Below are 19,123 nucleotides of genomic sequence, written 5' to 3'. Positions count from 1 at the left end.
CGCCGCTCCCCGGCGGGAACTCGGCGTCGGCACCGTCTTCAACTTCCTCGGCCCGCTGACCAATCCGGCCCGGCCGAGCGCGCAGGCCGTCGGCTGCGCCGACCCGCGCATGGCCGCGGTGCTGGCCGGCGTACTCGCCGCCCGGGGCATCAGCGGTCTGGTCTTCCGCGGCGACGACGGCCTCGACGAACTGACCACCACGACGACATCGCGGGCCTGGCTGGTGCGCGACGGCGGGGTGGCGGAGGCCGTCGTGGACCCGGGGGCGCTGGGGATCCCGCCGTGCGAGCCGGCGGCGCTGCGCGGCGGCGACGCTCCCTACAACGCTGCCGTCGCGCGGGCGGTGTTCGCCGGAGAGCACGGCCCGGTCCGCGACGCCGTACTGCTCAATGCGGCCGCGGCGATCGCCGCCCACGACGGCATGTCAGGCTCGCTGGACGACGCCCTGCGGGCCGGGCTGGTCAAGGCGGCGGACGCCGTCGACTCGGGCTCGACCGCGCGGCTGCTGGAGCGGTGGGTGGCCGCGTCCCACGCCGCCGCGGCTCTCGCCTCCCCATGATCAAGAGGGGATTCGTACGGCGCTTCGTGCCCGAATCCCCTCTTGATCATGGAAAGGGGGATGGGGGGGCGGGGCGGCGAGGGGTCAGCTGTCGTCGAGGCCGATCGAAAAGGCCTGCTCCAGGTCGTGCCGGCTGTAGGCGCGGAACGCGATGTGGGTGTCGGTGTCGCGCACCCCGGGCACCTTGTTGATCCGGCCGGCGATGACGTCGGCGACCTCGTCGTACTCGCGCACCCGGACGACGGCGATGAGGTCGACGTTGCCGGCGACCGAGTAGACCTCGCTGACACCGGGGATGTCGGCGATGGCCTCGGCGACCTCGGGGATGGACTCGGTCGCGGCATTCACCATGACGATCGCGGTGATCACGGGCGTGGCTCCTCATGCTCGCGGCGGGTCCGGATGCAGAGGATGCTAGTCGCATGAGCCAGGCGCAGTTTGCTGCCGAGACAGGGACCGACGGTCGTTGGGTCCGCCAGCGCAACGCGTTCACCGACCGGGTGACCGCGGACGGGTCGAGCGGCTACCCGGTGCAGCCCGGGCGCTACCACCTGATCGTGTCGCTCGCGTGCCCGTGGGCGCACCGATCGATCATCGTCCGGCGGCTGCTCGGTCTCGACGACGCGATCTCGATGACCGTGGTCGACCCGATCCGCGACGAGTCGGGCTGGCGCTTCGGCCTGTCTCCCGGCGGCCGCGATCCGGTGACCGGCGCGGAGTATCTGTCCGAGCTGTACCTCAAGACCGATCCGGGATTCCGCGGTCGATGGACCGTGCCGGCGCTGTGGGACCGGCAGTCGGAGCGGATCGTCAGCAACGACTACCCGCAGCTCACGCTCGATCTCGAGACCGAGTGGGCCGAGCTGCAGCGTCCCGGCGCCCCCGACCTCTACCCCGAGGACCTGCGCGCCGAGATCGACGCGGTGAACGACGTCGTCTACGCCGACGTCAACAACGGTGTCTACCGGTGTGGTTTCGCGACCAGCCAAGGGGCGTACGACGACGCCTTCGACCGGCTGTTCGCCCGGCTCGACCAGCTGTCCGAGCGACTGGCCGGGCAGCGCTACCTGGTCGGCGACCGGCTCACCGAGGCCGACGTCCGGCTCTTCACGACCCTGGTGCGCTTCGACGCGGTCTACCACGGCCACTTCAAGTGCAACCGGAACAAGCTCACCGAGATGCCGGTGCTGTGGGCTTACGCGAGGGACCTCTTCCAGACCGATGGCATCGGCGGGACGGTCGACTTCGACCACATCAAACGGCACTACTACGCCACGCACGCCACCATCAACCCGACGCGGATCGTTCCGCGCGGCCCCGATCTGTCCGGGTGGGCCACGCCGCACGGCCGGGACACGGCGTTCCCGGCGGCGGCCGCACGCTGACGCCGGCTCAGACGGAGGCCCGCGCCGGCCGGGTCTCGACCGCCAGCCGGCGTCGGTCGGCGAACGGCGCGACCGTCTCGCGCCCCGCCTCAGCTTGCGCGAGGAAGTCCCGCAAGGCGCCTGCGCCGTAGGCGGGGCAGGCCCACGGCTGTGAGCCGCGCACCAGCCGGGTGCCCGGACGCTCCAACCAGCGCAGCACGCACTCGGTCTCTTCGGCGGTGGCGGCCGGAAGCGGACCGCAGCCGGGCAGGACGGTCTCGGCGGAGGCCTGCAGCGCGTCGACGTAGGGCAGGGGCGCGGCCCCCACCGGTGCGACGCCCGCGGCGACCAGCCGACCGTGCCGGATCACCGACAGCTCCCAGCCGCCGTGACCGTCCGGTCGGGCCGCGACGATCTCGGGGATTTCGGTGAGCGCGGCGAGCCGCTGCAGCCGTGCGCAGGCGCGGACGAACGCGGCCAGCCGGTCGCGGACGCCGGCCGCGTCCTCGTAGCGATGCGCTGCCGACAGTGCTTCGATCCGGGTCATCAGCGGGGCCACCAGGGGTCGCACGTCACCGGCCACGGCGGCGCGGAACGCCGCGACGTGGCGGGCGTAGTGCTCGACGCTCTCCCGGCTTTCGCACGGCGCGCCGCAGCGACCCATCTCCGCCAATGCGCAGGCGCGCCGCCGCGGATGGCGCGGCAGCCGGCCGCCGCATTGCCGCAGGGGCAGCGCTTCCAGTACGGCGGTCATCGCCAGCTCCGCGGTACGCCGAGACCCGAACGGGCCGAGGTAGGCACATCCGTCGGCGCGCACCGACCGCACGATCGCCAGCCGCGGGAAGGGTTCGACCGTGAGCTTCAGCCAGGCCGCCCGCTCCGGAAATCGCGACCGCCGGTTGTAGCGCGGCTTGTGCTCGGCGATCAGGCGTAACTCGCGCACCTCCGCCTCGAGCGCGTGCGCGCACACGATCGGGTCGACCCGCTCGGCGATCCCGACCATCTCGGCCATCCGGGAGCGCGACTCGCTCGCGACGAAGTAGGAGCGCACCCGGGTGCGGATGTCGCGGCTCTTCCCGACGTAGAGCGGCCGGCCCTGACCGTCGCGGAAGATATAGACGCCGGGCTTTCGGGGGAGCGGCTCGGCGAGGTAGCGCTTGCGGCGCTGCGCCTGACTCACCTGGTGGGTGAAGGTGCGCAACTCGTCGAGCGACTGCACGCCGAGCGGGCCGAGCCGCTCGATCAGCGCATGGAGTACGTCGACCGTCGCGCGGGCGTCGTCGAGCGCCCGATGGGTCGGGGTGGTGCGGGCGCCCAGCCGGGCGGCGAGGGTGGCCAACCGGCAGTTGGGGACCTCGTCGCGGGTCAGCACCCGCCGGGCGAGCACGGCCGTGTCGACCGACCGGAACGCCGGCCAGGGATAGCCCGACCGGGCGCAGGCGGCCCGGAGGAACCCGAGGTCGAACGGCGCGTTGTGGGCGACGAGCACCGTGCCGCGGGCGAACTCCAGGAACGCCGGCAGTGCGGTCTCGATCCGGGGTGCGCTGGCCACCATGGTCTCGGTGATGCCGGTCAGCACCGAGATGAAGGGCGGGATCCCGCAGCCGGGGTCGACGAGGGTGGCGAACTCACCGAGCACCTCGCCGCCGCGCACCTTGACCGCACCGATCTCGGTGATCGCACAGTCGTTCGCCGAGCCGCCGGTGGTCTCGAGGTCGACGACGACGAAGGTCACCTCGCGCAGCGGCTCACCGAGCTCGTCGAAGGACGCCTGGACGAATCGACCGACCTGCGAGGTGGCCGGTGCGCTCATGTCGGCGACGCTAGGCGCCGGGTACGACGAAACCACGCTGCCGCGCCGCGGTCGGTCCGGACGGGTGCCGGGCGGCGTCGGGCCACGGGAACTGCGCGACGCAACTACCCTCGGAGCACGAACGATCCGGAGGTTCCGCGTGCCCGTCCCTGAATCCGAGTCCGTCGAGGATCCGTGTCGGCGGTGACCGACGAGTGCTCGACCGTGCTGCCCGAGCCGGTGCGAGCTCGGGTGGTGGCGCTCGCCTCGGAGACGCTGGGGCAGCTGCCCCCGGACGAGATCCCCCCGACATTGCGGGCCGCGGCGCGGTTCACCCCGGCGAAGCGGGCGCGGCTCGCCGGCAGCCTGCTGGCCGCGGCGCTCGAGACCCAGCCGGAGTTTCGGGACCGGGTGGTCGAGCACGCGCAGAACGCCGTACCCGGGGTGGTCGACGCTCTGAAGGATGGCGGCCCGCCGCCGGCGGCCGACCCGATCGAGGTTGCGGCGCTGTCCTATCTCCTTCGGTCCGACGACTGGGTGGCCGACGTCGACCGCGCCCGCGAGGCTGTGCGGGAACGGGCCGGGGAGGAGTCGTCGCGGGAGCGGGACCAGACCGTCGGGCGGCTGCAGGACGAGGTGGGGCATGCCCGCGAGCGGCTGCGGCAGGCCCGGGAGGAGGCCACCGCCGCACGTGCCGACGTCGATGCACTGCGCCGTACGGTCCGCAGCCTGACCGGGCAGATGCGGCGCGCCGAACGCGAGCGGGACGAGGCGCTCGCGGCCGGCGACGCGCAGCGGCAGCGTTCCGATGCCGTCGAATCCGAGACCGCCGCGGAGTTGCGCCGGCTCCGCGGCCGGGTCGAGGAGCTGACCAAGGCCGCTGATACCGCCCGACGGAGCACGCGGGCGGCGAGGGACGCCGACGACGCGCGGCTGTGGCTCCTGGTGGAAACGCTTTCCGGCGCCGCGCGCGGGCTTCGCGAAGAGCTCGGGCTACGCCCCACCGAGCGGCGCCCGGCCGACGACGTCGTCACCGGCGGACCGGCGACCGGTGCCACCTACGACGGCGGTCCGGTCGACCTCGACCGGCTGCTTTCCCTGCCCCGAGTGCACCTGGTCGTGGACGGTTACAACGTGACGAAGACCGGTTACGGCGACCTGCCGCTCGCCGACCAGCGCAGCCGGCTCACCAGTGGGCTCGCCGGCGTCGCGGCACGTACCGGAGCCGAGGTCACCTGTGTCTTCGACGGGGCGAGGCGCCCGACGATGATGCCGCAGGCCCCCCGGGGGGTCCGGGTGCTCTTCAGCGATCCGGGGGAGCTGGCCGACGACGTCATCGCGCGCCTCGTGGCCGCGGAGCCCGCCGGCCGGCCGTTGGTCGTCGTGTCCTCCGACGGCGAGGTCGCTGCCGCGGCGCGCAGGTCGGGCGGATACCCGGTGCCCGCGGCGGCTCTGGTCGAGCGCCTCGACCGGGGCTGACGCCGTACTCCGCCGAAATTGTCGGTGCCTGCTTCTACGGTCGCCCTACCGGTCCCACAGGGTGGCCGCGAGAAGGGTGGTGCCCGATGCTCATCGACTGCGACGAGTGCGCGATGCGGAACGTCGCCTGCGAAGACTGCGTCGTCAGCGTGCTGCTCGGGCCGCCGGACGCGACCTCCGACCAGCCGAGCGTCGACCACGGCATCGGGCCGCCGGATATCGCCTGGGCCCGCAGCGGGCTCCAGCGCAATGGGGTCCAACGCAGTGCGGTCGCGTTGGATGCCGCCGAGCGGACCGCCGTCGCCAACCTCATCGAGGCGGGGCTCATCTCGTCGCTGCACGTGGCGTACGTCACACACAACCACGGAAAGCGTGTGCCGAGTAGTAGCGATGAGGCGACGCAACGTCGCCATGCGGTCGGTTGAGCGGCCAAATTCCCGCCAGATCACAGATTGATGGCAAAACCGTGCTGGGGAATGTTGTCGAATCAAGCTCGGGCCCCCTAATCTGTCCGGGACCTTCACCGGACGTCTGTCATCGGCAAGCGATGGCACCGGGAGGTCACCGCCGAGTTGAGATCCGACCACCGTCGGATATTGAGCCGGGGACCCACGCACCATTGGGGTGAATCGACGTCGCAGCCGCGATGTCGTAGGGCAGCTTCCCAGCCCGAACCCGTCAGCTAACCCGGTAGGCGGTCTGCGAGGAAGAAGGAGAGCCGCCGTCCGTGGCGCCCTCACGACACATCCGTAGACCTGTCCAAACCGCAGCCGCAGTGGTGGCCGCCGTACTCGTGGTGTTGACCTTCCCGGGCACCAGCGGCGCAGCACCCGGCTCTACTCCCACCCCGAAGACGTCGACGCAGGCACGGGCGCAGATCCTCGCCCTGGGCCGCAAGCTCGACGCGACCAGCGAGAAGTACAACACCGCCAAGATCACCCTGGCCCGGCGTCAGCATGAGGCCGCGGCAGCGCGGGCCGAGGTCGCCCGGGTCAACGCCCGGCTGCGCACGCTGGAGGGCGAGGTCAAGACCATCGCCGTCTCCTCCTACCAGAGCGGTCAGCTCGGTGCGTTCTCGTCGTTCGTCGGCAGCAAGTCGCCGCAGGCGTTCCTCGACAAGCTGAGTGCGCTCGACATGATCTCGCACAAGCAGGCGAGTGTGCTGAGGTCGCTTTCGGCGGCGAAGGTCCAGGCGCAGAAGGCGCAGCAGGCCGCGGCACGCGCCGTGACCGCTGCCCGCAAGACGACCGCCGAGCTGAAGAGCACCAAGGCGTGGATGGTCACGAAGATGGCCAGCCTGCATTCGCTGCTCGCCCGGCTCACCGCGAAGGAGCGGGCGGCGATGTTCGCCGCCCAGCAGCGTGCGGCGGCAGCCAAGGCTCGGGCCGCAGCGGCGGCCCGGCAGGCCGCAGCCGATCGGGCCAGTCGGGCCATGGCCCGGCAGGCACCGGCGGCGGATCCGGCTCCGGTCGCGCAACCGAAGCCGCAGCCGGCTCCTCAGCCGGCTCCTCAGCCGGCACCGGTCGGTTCGTCGAGCAAGGCGGCGACCGCGGTCCAGACCGCCATGGCGCAGCTCGGAAAGCCTTATGTCTGGGGCGCTGCCGGTCCGGATTCCTTCGACTGCTCAGGGCTGATGGAATACGCCTGGCAGGCAGCCGGAGTGAGCCTTCCGCACTCGAGCTCTGCGCAGTACGACGTCGGCACTCATGTCTCCGAGAGCGAACTGCAGCCCGGCGACCTGGTGTTCTACTACAGCCCGATCAGTCACGTGGGCATGTACATCGGCAACGGCAAGATCATCAACGCGCCGGAGCCGGGTGACGTCATCAAGATCGTGGGCGTCAATGACGCGCCGTACGCGGGAGCAACCCGGGTCGGCTAGCGGTTTCCAATCGTCGGAGGGTCGCGGTGGGTGAGGCACCGCGGCCCTCCGATGCTGTGCTGCGGACGGCGTCGAGGTCGCTCGGACCGGCCGGACGGGCACGATATGGACGTACCATGCCCAGGTGAGCAGCAGGGGGGATTTCGTGGCTCGTCGGCGTCGGCTGGTGGTGATTCTCGCTGCGCTGATCGTGCTCGAACTCTTCGGCGGTGCGGCGGCTCTGCAGCGTGGCGCCCATCCGGGGACCGGGTCGACATCGTCGTCAGGTCCGACGAATTCTCCTAGCCCGCGGATCGATCCGCGGCCGACGACTCCGGTGTCCGGCGGCGCCATCGCCAGTACGCCGGCCGCGGCGGCCCGTGCTCTGCTCGCCCGGCGCGCCGACGCCGTGCTGCACCACGATCGGGCCGCATTCCTGTCCACCGTCGACCCGCGTCAGCCCGCACTGCGGACGGCGCAGGGGCGGCTGTTCGACAACCTGGACCGGGTGCCGTTGTCGGCGTGGAGCTACCGGCTCGACCCGTCGTCCGGGCTGTCGGTGACCGGGGCGCGGTTGGCGCGCTACCACGACAAGGTCTGGGCCGCCGAAGCAGACCTGGGCTACGCCTTGCGTGGCGGCGATACGACGACGACCGATCGACCGCAGTATCTGACGTTCGTCCAGCGCGGCCGGTCCTGGTACTACGCGAGCGAGGACGACTTCACCGCGGATGGCAAACCGTCCTGGCGCGGGATCTGGGACTACGGACCGGTCGTGGTCGCCCGCACGCACGACAGCCTGGTGCTCGCCCACCCGGCGCACGCGCGCCAGGCAGCCATACTTGCCCAGGACGTCGAGCACGCCATCCCCGAGGTGAACGCGGTGTGGGGCACCGACTGGGCCCGGCGGGTCGTCGCGCTCCTGCCGGATTCCACCCAGGAGATGACCCGCCTGATCGGCGGCAATCTCGACCTGGAGCACATCGCCGCCGTGGCGACCGCCGACTACACCGACACCGACGCCGGCGTGGTGCGCGGTCAGCGCGTCGTCGTCAACCCGACGACGCTCGCGACCCTGGGGACCCTGGCCGGCCAGGTCGTGCTACGCCACGAGATCACGCACGTCGCGACGCGGGCTGCCACTGGCGCCGCCACCCCGACCTGGCTGGCCGAGGGGTTCGCCGACTACATCGGCTACCGCAACAGCGGCGTACCGGTGGACCTCGCGGCCCGCGATCTGCGCGCGGAGGTCCGGGCCGGTACGCTCCCGCTCACACTGCCCGCCTACAAGGACTTCAACGGTGCGAATCCGCGGCTGTCCGCGGTGTATCAGGAGTCGTGGATGGCCTGCCGTCTGATCGCCCGGGATGCCGGTGAAGCCGGACTGGTGCGCTTCTACCGGTTGGTCGGCCGCGGCGCGGGCAACCCGATCGCCGTCGTCGACCGCGCGCTGCGCGCGGTGCTCGGGATCGGCTACGACGACTTCGTCGTCGCCTGGCGCGCCGACCTCGCATCGGAGCTGTCGTGAAGACGCTGATCGTCACCAACGACTTCCCCCCGCGGGCGGGCGGGATCCAGACCTTCGTCCTGGAACTCGCGATCCGGCAGCCGCACGACTCGGTCGTGGTCTACGCGCCGCGTTGGCCCGGCTCGGACGCCTTCGACGCCCGACTGCCGTTCCCGGTCGTCCGCCATCCCGGTCGACTCATGCTGCCGGTGCCGTCCGTCGCCCGCCGGGCAGCCGAGATCGCCCGCGCCGAGCACTGCACCTCGGTGTGGTTCGGCGCGGCGGCTCCGTTGGGGCTGCTCACCCCCGGGCTGCGGCGCGCGGGGATCGAGCGGGTCGTCGCCTCCACGCACGGGCACGAGGCCGGGTGGGCGAGGCTGCCGGCGGCGCGGCAGGCGCTACGCCGGATCGGCCGGGCCGCCGACGTCGTGACCTACCTCGGGCACTTCACCCGCCGGCGCCTGGCCGCTGTGCTCGCCGGAGGTGCCCGCCTGGTGCAGTTGCCGCCCGGCGTCGACACAACGGTCTTCCACCCCGATGTCGACGGCGCGCAGGTACGTCGACGGCTCGGGCTGGCCGGTCGGCCGACGATCGTGTGCGTGTCGCGGCTGGTGCCGCGCAAGGGCCAGGACGTGCTGATCCACGCCCTACCGGCGATCTCCGCGATGGTTCCGGGCGCGGCGCTGCTCATCGTCGGTGGCGGTCCGGACATGCCACGGCTGCAGCGTCTCGCCGTCACGACCGGCGTCGCGGACGACGTCGTGTTCACCGGCTCGGTGCCGCACGCGGAACTCGCCGCGCACTACGCCGCGGGCGACGTCTTCGCGATGCCGTGCCGCACCAGGCACGGCGGGCTGGACGTCGAGGGGCTCGGGATCGTCTACCTCGAAGCGTCGGCGGTCGGGCTCCCGGTCGTGGTCGGCGATTCCGGCGGTGCCCCGGACGCGGTCCGCGACGGAGAGACCGGCTTCGTCGTCGACGGTCGCTCGGCGGGCCGGGTGGCGACGGTCGTCGGACGGTTGCTCGCCGATCCGGCCGAGTCGCGCGCGATGGGCCTGCGCGGTCGGGCCTGGGTCGAGCAGGACTGGCGCTGGGAGGTGCTGGCCGGCCGGCTCGGCGAGCTCCTCGCCGTCTAGCCGGACCGTCAGCCGTACAACTCGACCATGTCGTCGTCGTGGCGTTCGAGCACGACGGTGCGCTTGAGCTTCAACGACGGGGTGAGCTCGCCGGACTCGACGGTGAAATCGTCGGGCACGATGCGGAACCGGCGGATCCCCTCAGCGCGCGACACCGCGGCGTTCGCCTGGTCCACCGCGCGCTGGATCTCGGTGTTGAGGTCCGGGTCGTCCCGCAGACTGCCCGCGGTGGAGTCGGCGGGCTTGCCGTGACTGTCCCGCCACGCCGGGAGCGCGTCCGGGTCGAGGGTGATCAGCGCGGCGATGTACGGGCGGTTGTCGCCCACGACCATGCACTGGCTGATCAGGGGGTGCGCCCGCAGCCGGTCCTCGAGCGCGGCCGGGGCGACGTTTTTCCCGCCGGCCGTGACGATGAGCTCCTTCTTCCGTCCGGTGATGCGGAGGAAGCCGTCGTCGTCGAGGTCGCCGATGTCGCCGGTGCGGAACCAGCCGTCGGTGCGCGACTGCTCGGTGGCCTCGTCGTTCTGCCAGTAGCGGTCGGAGATCACATCGCCCTTGAGCAGGATCTCGCCGTCGCCGGCGATCCGGATGCTGACACCGGGGATGGGCCGGCCGACCGTGCCGATCTTCACCGCACCCTCGAGGTTGAGGCAGCAGGCGGCCGTGCTCTCCGTCAGCCCGTAACCCTCGAAGACCGGTAGCCCGATCCCGCGGAAGAAGTGGCCAAGCCGGGCGCCCAGCGGGGCACCGCCCGAGATCGCCGCCGTGCATTGCCCGCCGAGTGCCGCCCGCAGCCGGGAGTAGACGAGTCGGTCGAAGACCCGGTGCTGCAGGTCGAGCATTACGGGTACCCGGTCGTCGTCGAGCGCCTGGCTGTAGCGGACCGCGACCCGCTCCGCGACGTCGAAGATCCGTCCCTTGCCCTCGATGTGCGCGCGCTGCTTCGCGGTGTTGTAGACCTTCTCGAAGACGCGGGGTACGGCGAGGATGAACGTCGGCCGGAATTCGCGCAGATCCTCCAGCAGGTTTTTCACGTCGGCGGTGTGGCCGAGCCGCACCTTGGCGTAGATGGCGCCGCACTGGATGACCCGGCCCAGTACGTGCGCGATCGGCAGGAACAGCAGGGTGGCGGCGCCCGGGCGGAACAACGGCGGCAGCCCCCCGACCGCGGTCATCACCTCGGTGAGCAGATTGCGCTGCGTCAACTCGCAGCCCTTGGGCCGCCCGGTCGTGCCGCTGGTGTAGATGATCGTCGCGAGGTCGTCGAGCCGGACGGCGCGCCGGCGCTGCTCCACCTCACGGTCGGCCACGTCGGTGCCGCCGGTGGTCAGTGCGGCGACCCCGCCGCTGTCGATCGTCCAGACGTGGTGGAGCTTCGGCAGGTCGCCGGCGACCGAGGCGACGATGGCAGCATGCGCCGCGGTCTCGACGACGGCCGCGACCGCGCCCGAGTCGCCGAGGGTCCAGCGCACCTGCTCGGCGCTGGAGGTCTCGTAGATCGGCACCGAGATCGCCCCGGCGGTCCAGATCGCGTAGTCGAGCAGCGTCCACTCGTAGCGCGTCGCCGACATCACCGCGACCCGGTCGCCGGCGCCGATCCCGGCGGCCAGCAGGCCCTTGGCGACACCGGTGACCTCGGCCGCGAAATCGGCCGCGGTCACGTCGACCCAGCGGCCGCCACGGCGGCGGCTGAACGACACCAGGTCGGGGTCGGACGCGGCGTGGTCGAACACCACGTCGGTGAGCCGGGCGTCGTCGGGGACGGTGACCGCCGGTGGGGCGGAGAACTCGCGCACCGTTGACCTCTCTTCGCGTGTCGGGACCGGGAGCGGTGCCTTCGTGTTCACCCTGCCATGCGGAGGCCACCAAAGGGTGGCCACCTGGCATCCTGTGGCGCGTGCCCCAGGTCGATCTGATCGACGAGACGTTTCTCCTCGCGGGTCCGGCCGTGCTCTCGCCGGTCATCCACGACGAGCGGCGATGGCGCAGGTGGTGGCCGGATCTGCGGCTCACCGTGTCCGAGGACCGGGCCGAGCGGGGGATCCGCTGGCTGGTCGACGGACCGTTCGTGGGCACCATGGAGGTGTGGCTCGAGCCGGTCGGCGACGGCGTCGTGGCGCACTACTACCTGCGGGTCGACCCGGCCGACGGCCGGGTGCTGTCGGCCCGGGAGTCGACGAAGGAGGCGGAACGTCGGGCCCGGCGCGCAAAGCAGGTGTTCTGGTCGGTCCGGGACGAAGTCGAATCCGGCCGTGCCGCGGGCGAGCCGTAGGGTCGGCTGATGCGGGTCCACGTGGTGTCCGACGTGCACGGCCAGGTCGAGGCCCTGGCCCGCGCCGGCGTCGGTGCCGACGCGCTGGTCTGCCTGGGTGACCTGCTCTGCTACGTCGACTACGCGGACCATTCCGCCGGCGTGATGGGCGGGCTGTTCGGGGCCGAGACGGTGTCCCGCTTCGTCGAGTTGCGCACCGCGCAGCGGTTCGAGGAGGCCACGGCGTTGATGCGGTCGCGGTGGGAGACGCTCGACGCCGACCGCGAGACCGTGATCGAGGACGCCGTACGCCGGCAGTACGCCGCGTTGTTCGCGGCCATGCCCGACCCGACCTACGCGACCTACGGCAACGTCGACGTGCCCCGGCTGTGGCCGGAGTTCGCCCGCGACGGGGTGCACGTTCTCGACGGGCAGACCGCGACCCTCGACGGGCGGGTGTTCGGGTTCGTCGGCGGCGGCCTGCGGACGCCGTACCGCACTCCCTACGAGCGCACCGAGGAGGAGTACGCCGAGAAGGTGGCCGCACTCGGCGCCGTCGACGTGCTCTGCGCGCACATCCCGCCGGCGGTGCCCGAGTTGGTCTACGACGTCGTCGCCCGCCGGTTCGAGCGGGGCAGCGAGGCGGTGCTCGACGCCATCCGCGACACGCAGCCGGAGCTGGTGCTCTTCGGGCACGTGCACCAGCCGCTGCAGGCACGCATCCGGATCGGACGTACTGAGTGCATCAACGTCGGCCACTTCCGGGGCCGGGGTACGCCGTACGTCCTGTCGTGGTGACCGCGCCCGGTAGCCTGCCCGCATGGCCGACCCGTCCTCCCAGTCCATCGTCATCGACGCCGCACCCGCCGACGTCATGGCGGTGATCGCGGATTTCGCGGCCTACCCGCAGTGGACCGGGTCGGTGAAGTTCTGCGAGGTCCAGGATGTCTATCCGGACGGACGGGGCGAGACAGTGCACTTCGTCATCGACGCCGGGATGGTCAAGGACGACTACGTCCTGCGTTACGACTGGTCCGACGACGGCGCGGTGTCGTGGGAACTGGTGCGCGGGCAGCTGCAGAAGGCCCAGCACGGGTCCTACCGGCTCGTGGCCGAGGCCGGCTCCACCCGGGTCACCTATACCTTGGCCGTCGATCTCAACGTGCCGATGCTCGGCGTACTCCGGCGCAAGGCCGAGAAGGTGATCATGGATACCGCGCTCAAGGAACTCAAGCGGCGCGTCGAGGGCTGACCCCGCACCGCTCGCCGGCCCATCGGACTTTTCGCGCACTCTCGGTAGGGTGACGCGAACAGGACGCGATCGAGGGGCGGCGTCGACATGCGAGTGCTGCTGTTCACCGGCAAAGGCGGCGTCGGGAAGACCACCGCCGCGGCGGCGACCGCCGCGCTGGCCGCGCGCCGCGGCCACAAGACCCTGGTCCTCTCCACCGACCGGGCGCATTCCCTCGCCGACGCGATCGGCGCGCCGCTGACCGCCGTACCGACCGAGATCGATCCCGGTCTCTTCGGGGTTCAGGTCGACGCGCAGGCGCGGTTCGAAGCCACCTGGAGCGGGGTGCAGGCCTGGCTGACCGGCCTGTTCGCCCGCGGGGGAGCGGACAGCCTGCTGGCCGAGGAACTCGCGGTGCTTCCCGGTGCCGACGAACTGATGGCACTGCTCGAAGTGCGCGACCAGGTCGCCGGCGGCCAGTTCGACGTCGTGGTCGTCGACTGTGCACCCACCGCGGAGACGCTGCGGCTGCTGGCGTTGCCGCAGGCGCTCGGCTGGTACGTCGAACGCGTGTTCCCGACCCATCGCCGCGTCGTCCGGACGATGCGCCCGATGCTGCACGGGCTCGGTGCCACCGAAGGGATGCCCGACGACGCCGTGTTCGAGGCCGCGGCGCGGCTGCACGCCGATCTGGCGCAGGTGCAGGCGTTGCTTACCGACCCGGAGATCACGTCGGTGCGTTTGGTGCTCACCCCCGAGTCGGTCGTGGTCGCCGAGGCGCGCCGTACCTATACCGCTCTCGCGTTGTACGGCTACCCGGTCGACGCGGTCGTCGCCAACCGGATCGTGCCGGACGGTGACGACCCGTGGCGGGCCGCCTGGGCGGCGAGCCAGACCCGCCAGCTCGAGCGGGTCGAGGAGTCCTTCACCGGCCTGCCGGTGCACCGCGCGCCCTACCGGGCGACCGAGCCGATCGGGCTCGCGGCGCTGACCGAGGTCGGCGAAGAGCTCTACGGCGACGCCGACCCGCTCGCCTTCTCCGCACCCGCGGAGACGTCGACGGTCTACGCCGACGGTGACGACTACGTGCTGTCGATGCCGCTGCCGCTCGCCGAGGCGGGCGACCTCGACCTGGCCAGGAGCGGCGACGAGCTGATCCTGACCGTGGCCGGCCGGCGTCGGCTGCTGGCGCTGCCCAGCGGGCTGCGGCGGTGTGCGGTGGCCGGCGCGGGCCTGACCGACGGGACGTTACGGGTGCGGTTCCAGCCGGATCCGCAGGTGTGGCCGACATGAGCGGGCCGGGCGGCGACGGCGTACCCCCGAGCCGGCTGGTGGAGGAGGCGACCCGGCTGGCCGAGGCGGTGCAGGAGTGGCTGCGCGGCGCGGCGGGTTCGGCCGGCGCGGCGGGCTCGGCCGGTGCGGCCGGCTCGGCCGACCACCCCGTCGACGCCACCGGGCCGTGCCGCTACTGTCCCGTGTGCCAGTTCGTCGCGGCGCTACGGGACGGGCACCCGGAGCTGGCCGACCGCTTCGGCGAGATTGCCGCTGCGCTGATCGCCGCCCTGCACACGGCGTTCGAGACGGCGACCGCACCGTCGGGATCACCCCGCTCGCCGGTCCAGCACATCCGGGTCGACGGACAGGAGAGCATGTGAGGCTGAGTGTCGGTGTCGATATCGGCGGCACCAAGGTTGCCGCCGGAGTGGTCGACGAGCGGGGAAACATCGTCGAGCACCTGCGGCGGGCGACTCCCACCGAGGACGTGATCGAGACCGAGAAGGTCATCGCCGACGTGGTCGCGGAGCTGCGCTCCCGGCATGAGGTGGTCGCGGTCGGGATCGGTGCGGCCGGGTGGATCGCCCTGGACCGCGCCACCGTGCTCTTCTCCCCGCACCTGGCCTGGCGTAACGAGCCGTTGCGCGACGCGCTGTCCGAGCGGGTCGGCCTCCCGGTGACGGTGGAGAACGACGCCAACGCCGCGGCCTGGGCCGAATACCGGTTCGGAGCCGCTGTCGACGAGCCGGTCGTGGCCTGCGTGACGCTGGGGACGGGCATCGGCGGCGGCCTGGTCGTGGCGGGCACCCTCTTCCGCGGCGCCTACGGCGTCGCCGGCGAGTGGGGGCACATGTGCATGGTTCCCGGCGGGCGCCGCTGCGCCTGCGGCAACCGCGGCTGCTGGGAGATGTACGCCAGCGGTACGGCGCTGGCCCGCGACGCCCGCGAGCTCGCCGAGGTCTCGCCGGTGGCCGCGCACCGGCTGCTGCAGTTGGTCGACGGCGATCCGACCCGGCTCACCGGCCAGGAGGTCCAGGCCGCCGCCCGCGAAGGCGACCCGGCGGCGGTGGAGATCTTCACCGCGATGGGCCGCCGGCTCGGGCAGGGCATCGCCGACCTCGCCGCCGTACTCGACCCGAGCTGCGTGGTGATCGGCGGCGGCGTGTGCGAAGCCGGAGACCTGTTGTTGCACCCGAGCCGGGAAGCCTTCGGTGAGACACTGACGGGTCGCGGTTTCCGGCCCGCGTTGCGGATCGAACTGGCCCGCTTCGGCGCCGGCGCCGGTCTGGTCGGTGCCGCCGACCTCGCCCGCCGCCGCGTCTGACCCGCGGTGGGCCGCCCGCGCCTTCCGCTCCGCTTTCCATGATCGTGATCGGATTTAGCCGCGAAACGCCGACGGAATCCGATCACGATCATGGAAGTCGGGGAAGCCCAAGAGGCGGGCCGGCCGCCGCGCTCTCTCATGATCAAGAGGGGATTCGTACGGCGTTTCGTATCGGAATCCCCTCTTGATCACGGGGATCCGGCGTACGTCCATGATCGTGATCGGATTTAGCCGCGAAACGCCGTACGAATCCGATCACGATCATGGAAAGTCGGCCGGATGCGGCTTCGAGCGCGACGGCGCGGGGTTAGCGGTTGAGCAGGGTGAGTTCGAAGGCGTACAGCGACGCGCGGTAGAGGTGGCTGGCGAATTCGACGATCCGGCCGCGGTCGTCGTACGTCGTCCGGGTCATCGACAACAGCGGAGCGCTGCGGCGTTCGGCGAGCAGCCGGGCCTCGGCGGCGCTCGCGGTGCGGGCACCGATCGTCTGGGTGGCGAGGCGCAGGTGGACACCCGAGGTGCGCAGTAGTTCGTAGAGCCCGTGCTCGGCCAGCGCCTCGGTGGAGAGCTCGACGAGGTCGGCCGGCAGATAGTTGTGCATCAGCGCCAGCGGCTCGTCCTGCGCGTAACGCAGTCGCTCGACGGCGAGCACGGGCACGCCCTCGGGGACGTTGAGGCCGAGGGCGACCGGACCGGTCGCCGGCTCGACGATGTTGGCGAGCACCTCGGTGCGCGGCCGCTGGTTGGCGGCCGTCAGGTCGTCGTAGAGGCTGGTCAACTCGATCGAGCGGCGCACCTTGGTGTGCACGACCTGGGTGCCGACGCCGCGCTTGCGCACCAGCAGACCCTCGTCGACCAGGTGCTGGATCGCCCGCCGCATCGTGGGGCGGGACAGGCCGAGCCGGCCGGCGAAGTCGATCTCGTTGGGCAGCCGGCTGCCGGGCGGCAGCGTGCCGGTCTCGATCGCCTCCTCCAGCTGCCGGGCGACCTGGAAGTACAGCGGCACGGGGCTCGCCCGGTCGAGGGCGATCTTCGGTGCGGGCGCTGCCATGGGACCTCGCGGGAGGGGCCGGTGGAGGCGAGCAGTATCACACGCGCCGCCCACTAAGTCAGTATGTCAGGACAAAGTGTTGACACAGCGGCGGCGCACTGCTCGAATCACGGCGGTACCCACCACCCTGGGGAGACGACAGATGCGGATCGGGCTGTTGGGCGCTGGCCGGATCGGGGCCTTCCACGGCGCCGTGTTGAGCCGGCATCCCGACGTGGACGAACTCGTGGTCGGCGACGCGGATCCCGGCCGGGCCACGGCGCTGGCCGAGCGGCTCGGTGCCACCGCGGTCGCCGACGTCGGCGCGGTGCTCGGCGCGGGACTCGACGGCGTCGTGATCGCGACCGCGACGGCGGCACACGCCGAACTCGTCGTACGCGCGGCCGACAAGGGCGTGCCGACGTTCTGCGAGAAGCCGATCGCGCTCGACGTCGAGGGCACCGTCGCGGTGCTGGCCCGGACCGCCGCCGCAGGAGTCCCGCTGCACGTCGGTTTCCAGCGCCGCTTCGACCGCGACTATCTCGCCGCGCGGGACTCGATCGAGTCGGGCCGGCTCGGCGACCTCTACGCGATCCGGATGGTCGGCTCCGACAAGGAGCCTCCGCCGGCGGACTACGTCCCGACGTCCGGCGGCATCTTCCGCGACCTGCATATCCACGACTTCGACGCGCTGCGCTTCGTCACCGGCCGGGAGGTGGTCGAGGTCTTCGCCTGGGGCGCCAACCGCGGGGCCGAGTTCTTCAGCCGGCACGGTGACTCCGACGTGACCGCCGTCGTACTGCGCCTCGACGACCACACGCTGGCGACCCTCGGTGGCGCCCGGCAGAACCCGGCCGGGTATGACATTCGGATGGAACTCTCCGGCTCCGGCGGCACGCTCGCCGTGGGACTCGACGACCGGACGCCGCTCCGGCCCGCGCGATCCGACGTCGACTGGCCCGCGGGAGCGCCCTACGACGGCTTCCTCGACCGCTTCGCCGACGCCTACGCCGCGGAGCTGTCGGCGTTCCTCGACCTCGCGCGCGGCCGCATCCCCAGCCCGTGCTCCGGATCCGACGCCCTCGAGGCGCTCTACGTCGCCGAGGCGGCCCAGCGATCGGCCGACGAGGGCCGGCCGGTCCGGGTCGACGAGGTCCGGGTCGACAAGGTCGGGGTCGACGAGGTCCGGGCATGAGCTACCTCACCCGGGTGGCCGGCGCACCGATCTCGTGGGGCGTCTGTGAGGTCCCCGGCTGGGGGTATCAGATGAGCCCCGACCGGGTGCTGGCCGAGATGCGGCAGGTCGGCATCGCCGCGACCGAGTTCGGCCCGGATGGGTTCCTGCCGACGGCCGCCCAGGAACGGGCCGACCTGCTCAAGTCCCACGACCTCGTGCCGGTCGGTGGGTTCGTGCCGGCGGTGCTGCACGTCGACGGCCGCGACCCGGTCGCCGAGCTGGCTCCGACCTTCGCCACCTTCGCCGACGTCGGGTCGCGCACGGTCGTCCTCGCCGCCGACTCCGGTCGCGTCGGCTACGACGACCGCTCCGAGCTCGACGACGCCGCATGGCGGCGACTGTGCGCCAACCTCGACGCGCTGGTCGCCGCGGCGGCCGACCACGGGTTGACCGTGAGCCTGCACCCGCATGTCGGCACCGTGGTGGAGTCCGCGACCGACGTACGCCGGGTGCTCGACGGCAGCGACGTGCCGCTGTGCCTCGACACCGGCCACCTCATGATCGGCGGAACCGACCCGGCCGAGCTGGCCCGCGCCGTACCGGACCGGGTCGCCCACGTGCACCTGAAAGACGTCGACGCGGCCCGCGCGGAGAAGGTCGCCTCCGGAGCCGCGACCTACACGGCGATGGTCGCCGACGGGATCTACCGCCCGCTCGGGCAGGGCGACGTCGACGTCGCGGGCATCGTCGGCGCGCTGGAGGGTGCCGGTTACCGCGGCTGGTACGTGATGGAGCAGGACACCGTGCTCGACGCCGAACCGGCCGCGGGAGCGGGACCCGTGGCCGACGTCGGCGCGAGCATCGACTTCCTCCGCGGTCTCGGAGCGGCCGATGACTGAGGATGCCTTCGACGTCATCACGATGGGCCGGGTCGGGGTCGACATCTATCCCGAGCAGATCGGGGTTGCATTGCCCGATGTCACGTCGTTCGGCAAGTTCCTCGGCGGCAGCGCGACCAACGTGGCGGTCGCCGCCGCCCGCTACGACCGGCGTACGGCGGTGGTGACCCGCACCGGCGCCGACCCGTTCGGCGTTTACGTGCACCGGGCGCTCGCCGAGTTCGGTGTGGACGACCGG

General features: G+C 72.0%; 20 protein-coding genes and 1 riboswitch. Of the genes, 16 read left to right on the top strand and 4 right to left on the bottom strand.

From position 1 onward, the window contains the following. Window positions 1-559, top strand: a 559-nt coding sequence (locus VGH85_05570; GenBank protein HEY2173265.1) for an anthranilate phosphoribosyltransferase, incomplete at its 5' end; no start/stop codon positions are given. Window positions 560-643: 84 nt separating this feature from the next. On the opposite strand, the gene VGH85_05565 is transcribed toward VGH85_05570, so the two are convergent. After that, window positions 644-928: an Lrp/AsnC ligand binding domain-containing protein gene (locus tag VGH85_05565; protein ID HEY2173264.1), complete on the bottom strand. Its 285-nt coding sequence runs from the start codon at window positions 926-928 to the stop codon at window positions 644-646. Window positions 929-981: 53 nt separating this feature from the next. Here VGH85_05565 and VGH85_05560 point away from each other — a divergent pair, with 53 nt between their 5' ends. Beyond that, window positions 982-1,944 (top strand): glutathione S-transferase family protein, encoded by a 963-nt coding sequence (locus tag VGH85_05560; GenBank protein HEY2173263.1) that lies wholly within the window; start codon window positions 982-984, stop codon window positions 1,942-1,944. Between the two features lie 7 nt (window positions 1,945-1,951). Here VGH85_05560 and VGH85_05555 read toward each other — a convergent pair whose 3' ends face one another. Next, window positions 1,952-3,736 carry a DEDD exonuclease domain-containing protein gene (locus VGH85_05555; GenBank protein ID HEY2173262.1) on the bottom strand — a complete coding sequence of 595 codons (1,785 nt, stop codon included), beginning with the start codon at window positions 3,734-3,736 and terminating at the stop codon, window positions 1,952-1,954. 183 nt (window positions 3,737-3,919) lie between these two features. Here VGH85_05555 and VGH85_05550 point away from each other — a divergent pair, with 183 nt between their 5' ends. From VGH85_05550 to VGH85_05530, 5 genes are all read left to right on the top strand, one after another. Then, entirely contained in the window at window positions 3,920-5,194 is a 1,275-nt protein-coding gene (locus tag VGH85_05550; GenBank protein HEY2173261.1) for an NYN domain-containing protein, read from the top strand. Window positions 5,195-5,280: 86 nt separating this feature from the next. Further along, window positions 5,281-5,619, top strand: coding sequence for a hypothetical protein (locus tag VGH85_05545; protein HEY2173260.1), 339 nt, complete (start codon window positions 5,281-5,283; stop codon window positions 5,617-5,619). A 130-nt stretch (window positions 5,620-5,749) separates the two neighbouring features. Beyond that, window positions 5,750-5,905: riboswitch (cyclic di-AMP (ydaO/yuaA leader) on the top strand. A gap of 16 nt (window positions 5,906-5,921) precedes the next feature. Next, on the top strand, window positions 5,922-7,076 hold the full coding sequence (locus tag VGH85_05540) for a C40 family peptidase (protein ID HEY2173259.1): 1,155 nt from the start codon (window positions 5,922-5,924) through the stop codon (window positions 7,074-7,076). A gap of 124 nt (window positions 7,077-7,200) precedes the next feature. After that, complete coding sequence (locus tag VGH85_05535) at window positions 7,201-8,583, top strand: hypothetical protein (protein HEY2173258.1); 1,383 nt, start codon at window positions 7,201-7,203, stop codon at window positions 8,581-8,583. Further along, on the top strand, window positions 8,580-9,698 hold the full coding sequence (locus tag VGH85_05530; protein HEY2173257.1) for a glycosyltransferase family 4 protein: 1,119 nt from the start codon (window positions 8,580-8,582) through the stop codon (window positions 9,696-9,698). Before VGH85_05535 ends, VGH85_05530 begins: the two co-directional genes overlap by 4 nt. Before the next feature lie 8 nt (window positions 9,699-9,706). Here the strand turns inward: VGH85_05530 and VGH85_05525 are convergent, their stop codons facing one another. After that, window positions 9,707-11,494, bottom strand: a complete 1,788-nt coding sequence (locus tag VGH85_05525; GenBank protein ID HEY2173256.1) for an AMP-dependent synthetase/ligase — start codon at window positions 11,492-11,494, stop codon at window positions 9,707-9,709. 101 nt (window positions 11,495-11,595) lie between these two features. Here VGH85_05525 and VGH85_05520 point away from each other — a divergent pair, with 101 nt between their 5' ends. The 6 genes from VGH85_05520 (at window position 11,596) to VGH85_05495 (ending at window position 15,779) form a co-directional block, all read left to right on the top strand. After that, window positions 11,596-11,970 carry a polyketide cyclase / dehydrase and lipid transport gene (locus VGH85_05520; GenBank protein ID HEY2173255.1) on the top strand — a complete coding sequence of 125 codons (375 nt, stop codon included), beginning with the start codon at window positions 11,596-11,598 and terminating at the stop codon, window positions 11,968-11,970. A gap of 9 nt (window positions 11,971-11,979) precedes the next feature. Beyond that, window positions 11,980-12,747, top strand: coding sequence for a metallophosphoesterase (locus VGH85_05515; GenBank protein ID HEY2173254.1), 768 nt, complete (start codon window positions 11,980-11,982; stop codon window positions 12,745-12,747). 22 nt (window positions 12,748-12,769) lie between these two features. Next, window positions 12,770-13,201: an SRPBCC family protein gene (locus VGH85_05510; GenBank protein ID HEY2173253.1), complete on the top strand. Its 432-nt coding sequence runs from the start codon at window positions 12,770-12,772 to the stop codon at window positions 13,199-13,201. 87 nt (window positions 13,202-13,288) lie between these two features. Beyond that, window positions 13,289-14,473, top strand: coding sequence for an ArsA family ATPase (locus tag VGH85_05505; GenBank protein ID HEY2173252.1), 1,185 nt, complete (start codon window positions 13,289-13,291; stop codon window positions 14,471-14,473). Then, window positions 14,470-14,835 carry a hypothetical protein gene (locus VGH85_05500; protein ID HEY2173251.1) on the top strand — a complete coding sequence of 122 codons (366 nt, stop codon included), beginning with the start codon at window positions 14,470-14,472 and terminating at the stop codon, window positions 14,833-14,835. Before VGH85_05505 ends, VGH85_05500 begins: the two co-directional genes overlap by 4 nt. Continuing rightward, window positions 14,832-15,779 (top strand): ROK family glucokinase, encoded by a 948-nt coding sequence (locus tag VGH85_05495; protein ID HEY2173250.1) that lies wholly within the window; start codon window positions 14,832-14,834, stop codon window positions 15,777-15,779. The genes VGH85_05500 and VGH85_05495 overlap by 4 nt, the downstream gene beginning before the upstream one ends. A gap of 307 nt (window positions 15,780-16,086) precedes the next feature. Here the strand turns inward: VGH85_05495 and VGH85_05490 are convergent, their stop codons facing one another. Then, window positions 16,087-16,830, bottom strand: coding sequence for a GntR family transcriptional regulator (locus tag VGH85_05490; GenBank protein ID HEY2173249.1), 744 nt, complete (start codon window positions 16,828-16,830; stop codon window positions 16,087-16,089). Between the two features lie 142 nt (window positions 16,831-16,972). Here VGH85_05490 and VGH85_05485 point away from each other — a divergent pair, with 142 nt between their 5' ends. The 3 genes from VGH85_05485 to VGH85_05475 form a co-directional block, all read left to right on the top strand. Further along, complete coding sequence (locus tag VGH85_05485; GenBank protein ID HEY2173248.1) at window positions 16,973-18,004, top strand: Gfo/Idh/MocA family oxidoreductase; 1,032 nt, start codon at window positions 16,973-16,975, stop codon at window positions 18,002-18,004. Continuing rightward, a complete protein-coding gene (locus tag VGH85_05480; protein ID HEY2173247.1) occupies window positions 18,001-18,885 on the top strand; it encodes a TIM barrel protein in 885 nt (294 codons plus the stop codon). The genes VGH85_05485 and VGH85_05480 overlap by 4 nt, the downstream gene beginning before the upstream one ends. Beyond that, window positions 18,878-19,123 (top strand): PfkB family carbohydrate kinase (locus VGH85_05475; GenBank protein ID HEY2173246.1); only part of this gene is annotated, 246 nt, incomplete at its 3' end. The genes VGH85_05480 and VGH85_05475, both read left to right, overlap by 8 nt.

Source organism: Mycobacteriales bacterium (genome assembly GCA_036497565.1).
Taxonomy (GTDB): domain Bacteria; phylum Actinomycetota; class Actinomycetes; order Mycobacteriales; family QHCD01; genus DASXJE01.
Note: the sequence above shows the minus strand (reverse complement) of the source record. Positions and strands in the feature narration are given on the sequence as shown.

What these genes read in the sequence shown, in the direction of transcription:
- VGH85_05560 (HEY2173263.1), top strand. Translation starts at nt 982, where the DNA reads ATGAGCCAGGCGCAGTTTGCTGCCGAGACAGGGACCGACGGTCGTTGG.
- VGH85_05555 (HEY2173262.1), bottom strand. Translation starts at nt 3,736, where the DNA reads ATGAGCGCACCGGCCACCTCGCAGGTCGGTCGATTCGTCCAGGCGTCC.
- VGH85_05545 (HEY2173260.1), top strand. Translation starts at nt 5,281, where the DNA reads ATGCTCATCGACTGCGACGAGTGCGCGATGCGGAACGTCGCCTGCGAA.
- VGH85_05515 (HEY2173254.1), top strand. Translation starts at nt 11,980, where the DNA reads ATGCGGGTCCACGTGGTGTCCGACGTGCACGGCCAGGTCGAGGCCCTG.
- VGH85_05510 (HEY2173253.1), top strand. Translation starts at nt 12,770, where the DNA reads ATGGCCGACCCGTCCTCCCAGTCCATCGTCATCGACGCCGCACCCGCC.
- VGH85_05505 (HEY2173252.1), top strand. Translation starts at nt 13,289, where the DNA reads ATGCGAGTGCTGCTGTTCACCGGCAAAGGCGGCGTCGGGAAGACCACC.
- VGH85_05500 (HEY2173251.1), top strand. Translation starts at nt 14,470, where the DNA reads ATGAGCGGGCCGGGCGGCGACGGCGTACCCCCGAGCCGGCTGGTGGAG.
- VGH85_05490 (HEY2173249.1), bottom strand. Translation starts at nt 16,830, where the DNA reads ATGGCAGCGCCCGCACCGAAGATCGCCCTCGACCGGGCGAGCCCCGTG.
- VGH85_05485 (HEY2173248.1), top strand. Translation starts at nt 16,973, where the DNA reads ATGCGGATCGGGCTGTTGGGCGCTGGCCGGATCGGGGCCTTCCACGGC.
- VGH85_05480 (HEY2173247.1), top strand. Translation starts at nt 18,001, where the DNA reads ATGAGCTACCTCACCCGGGTGGCCGGCGCACCGATCTCGTGGGGCGTC.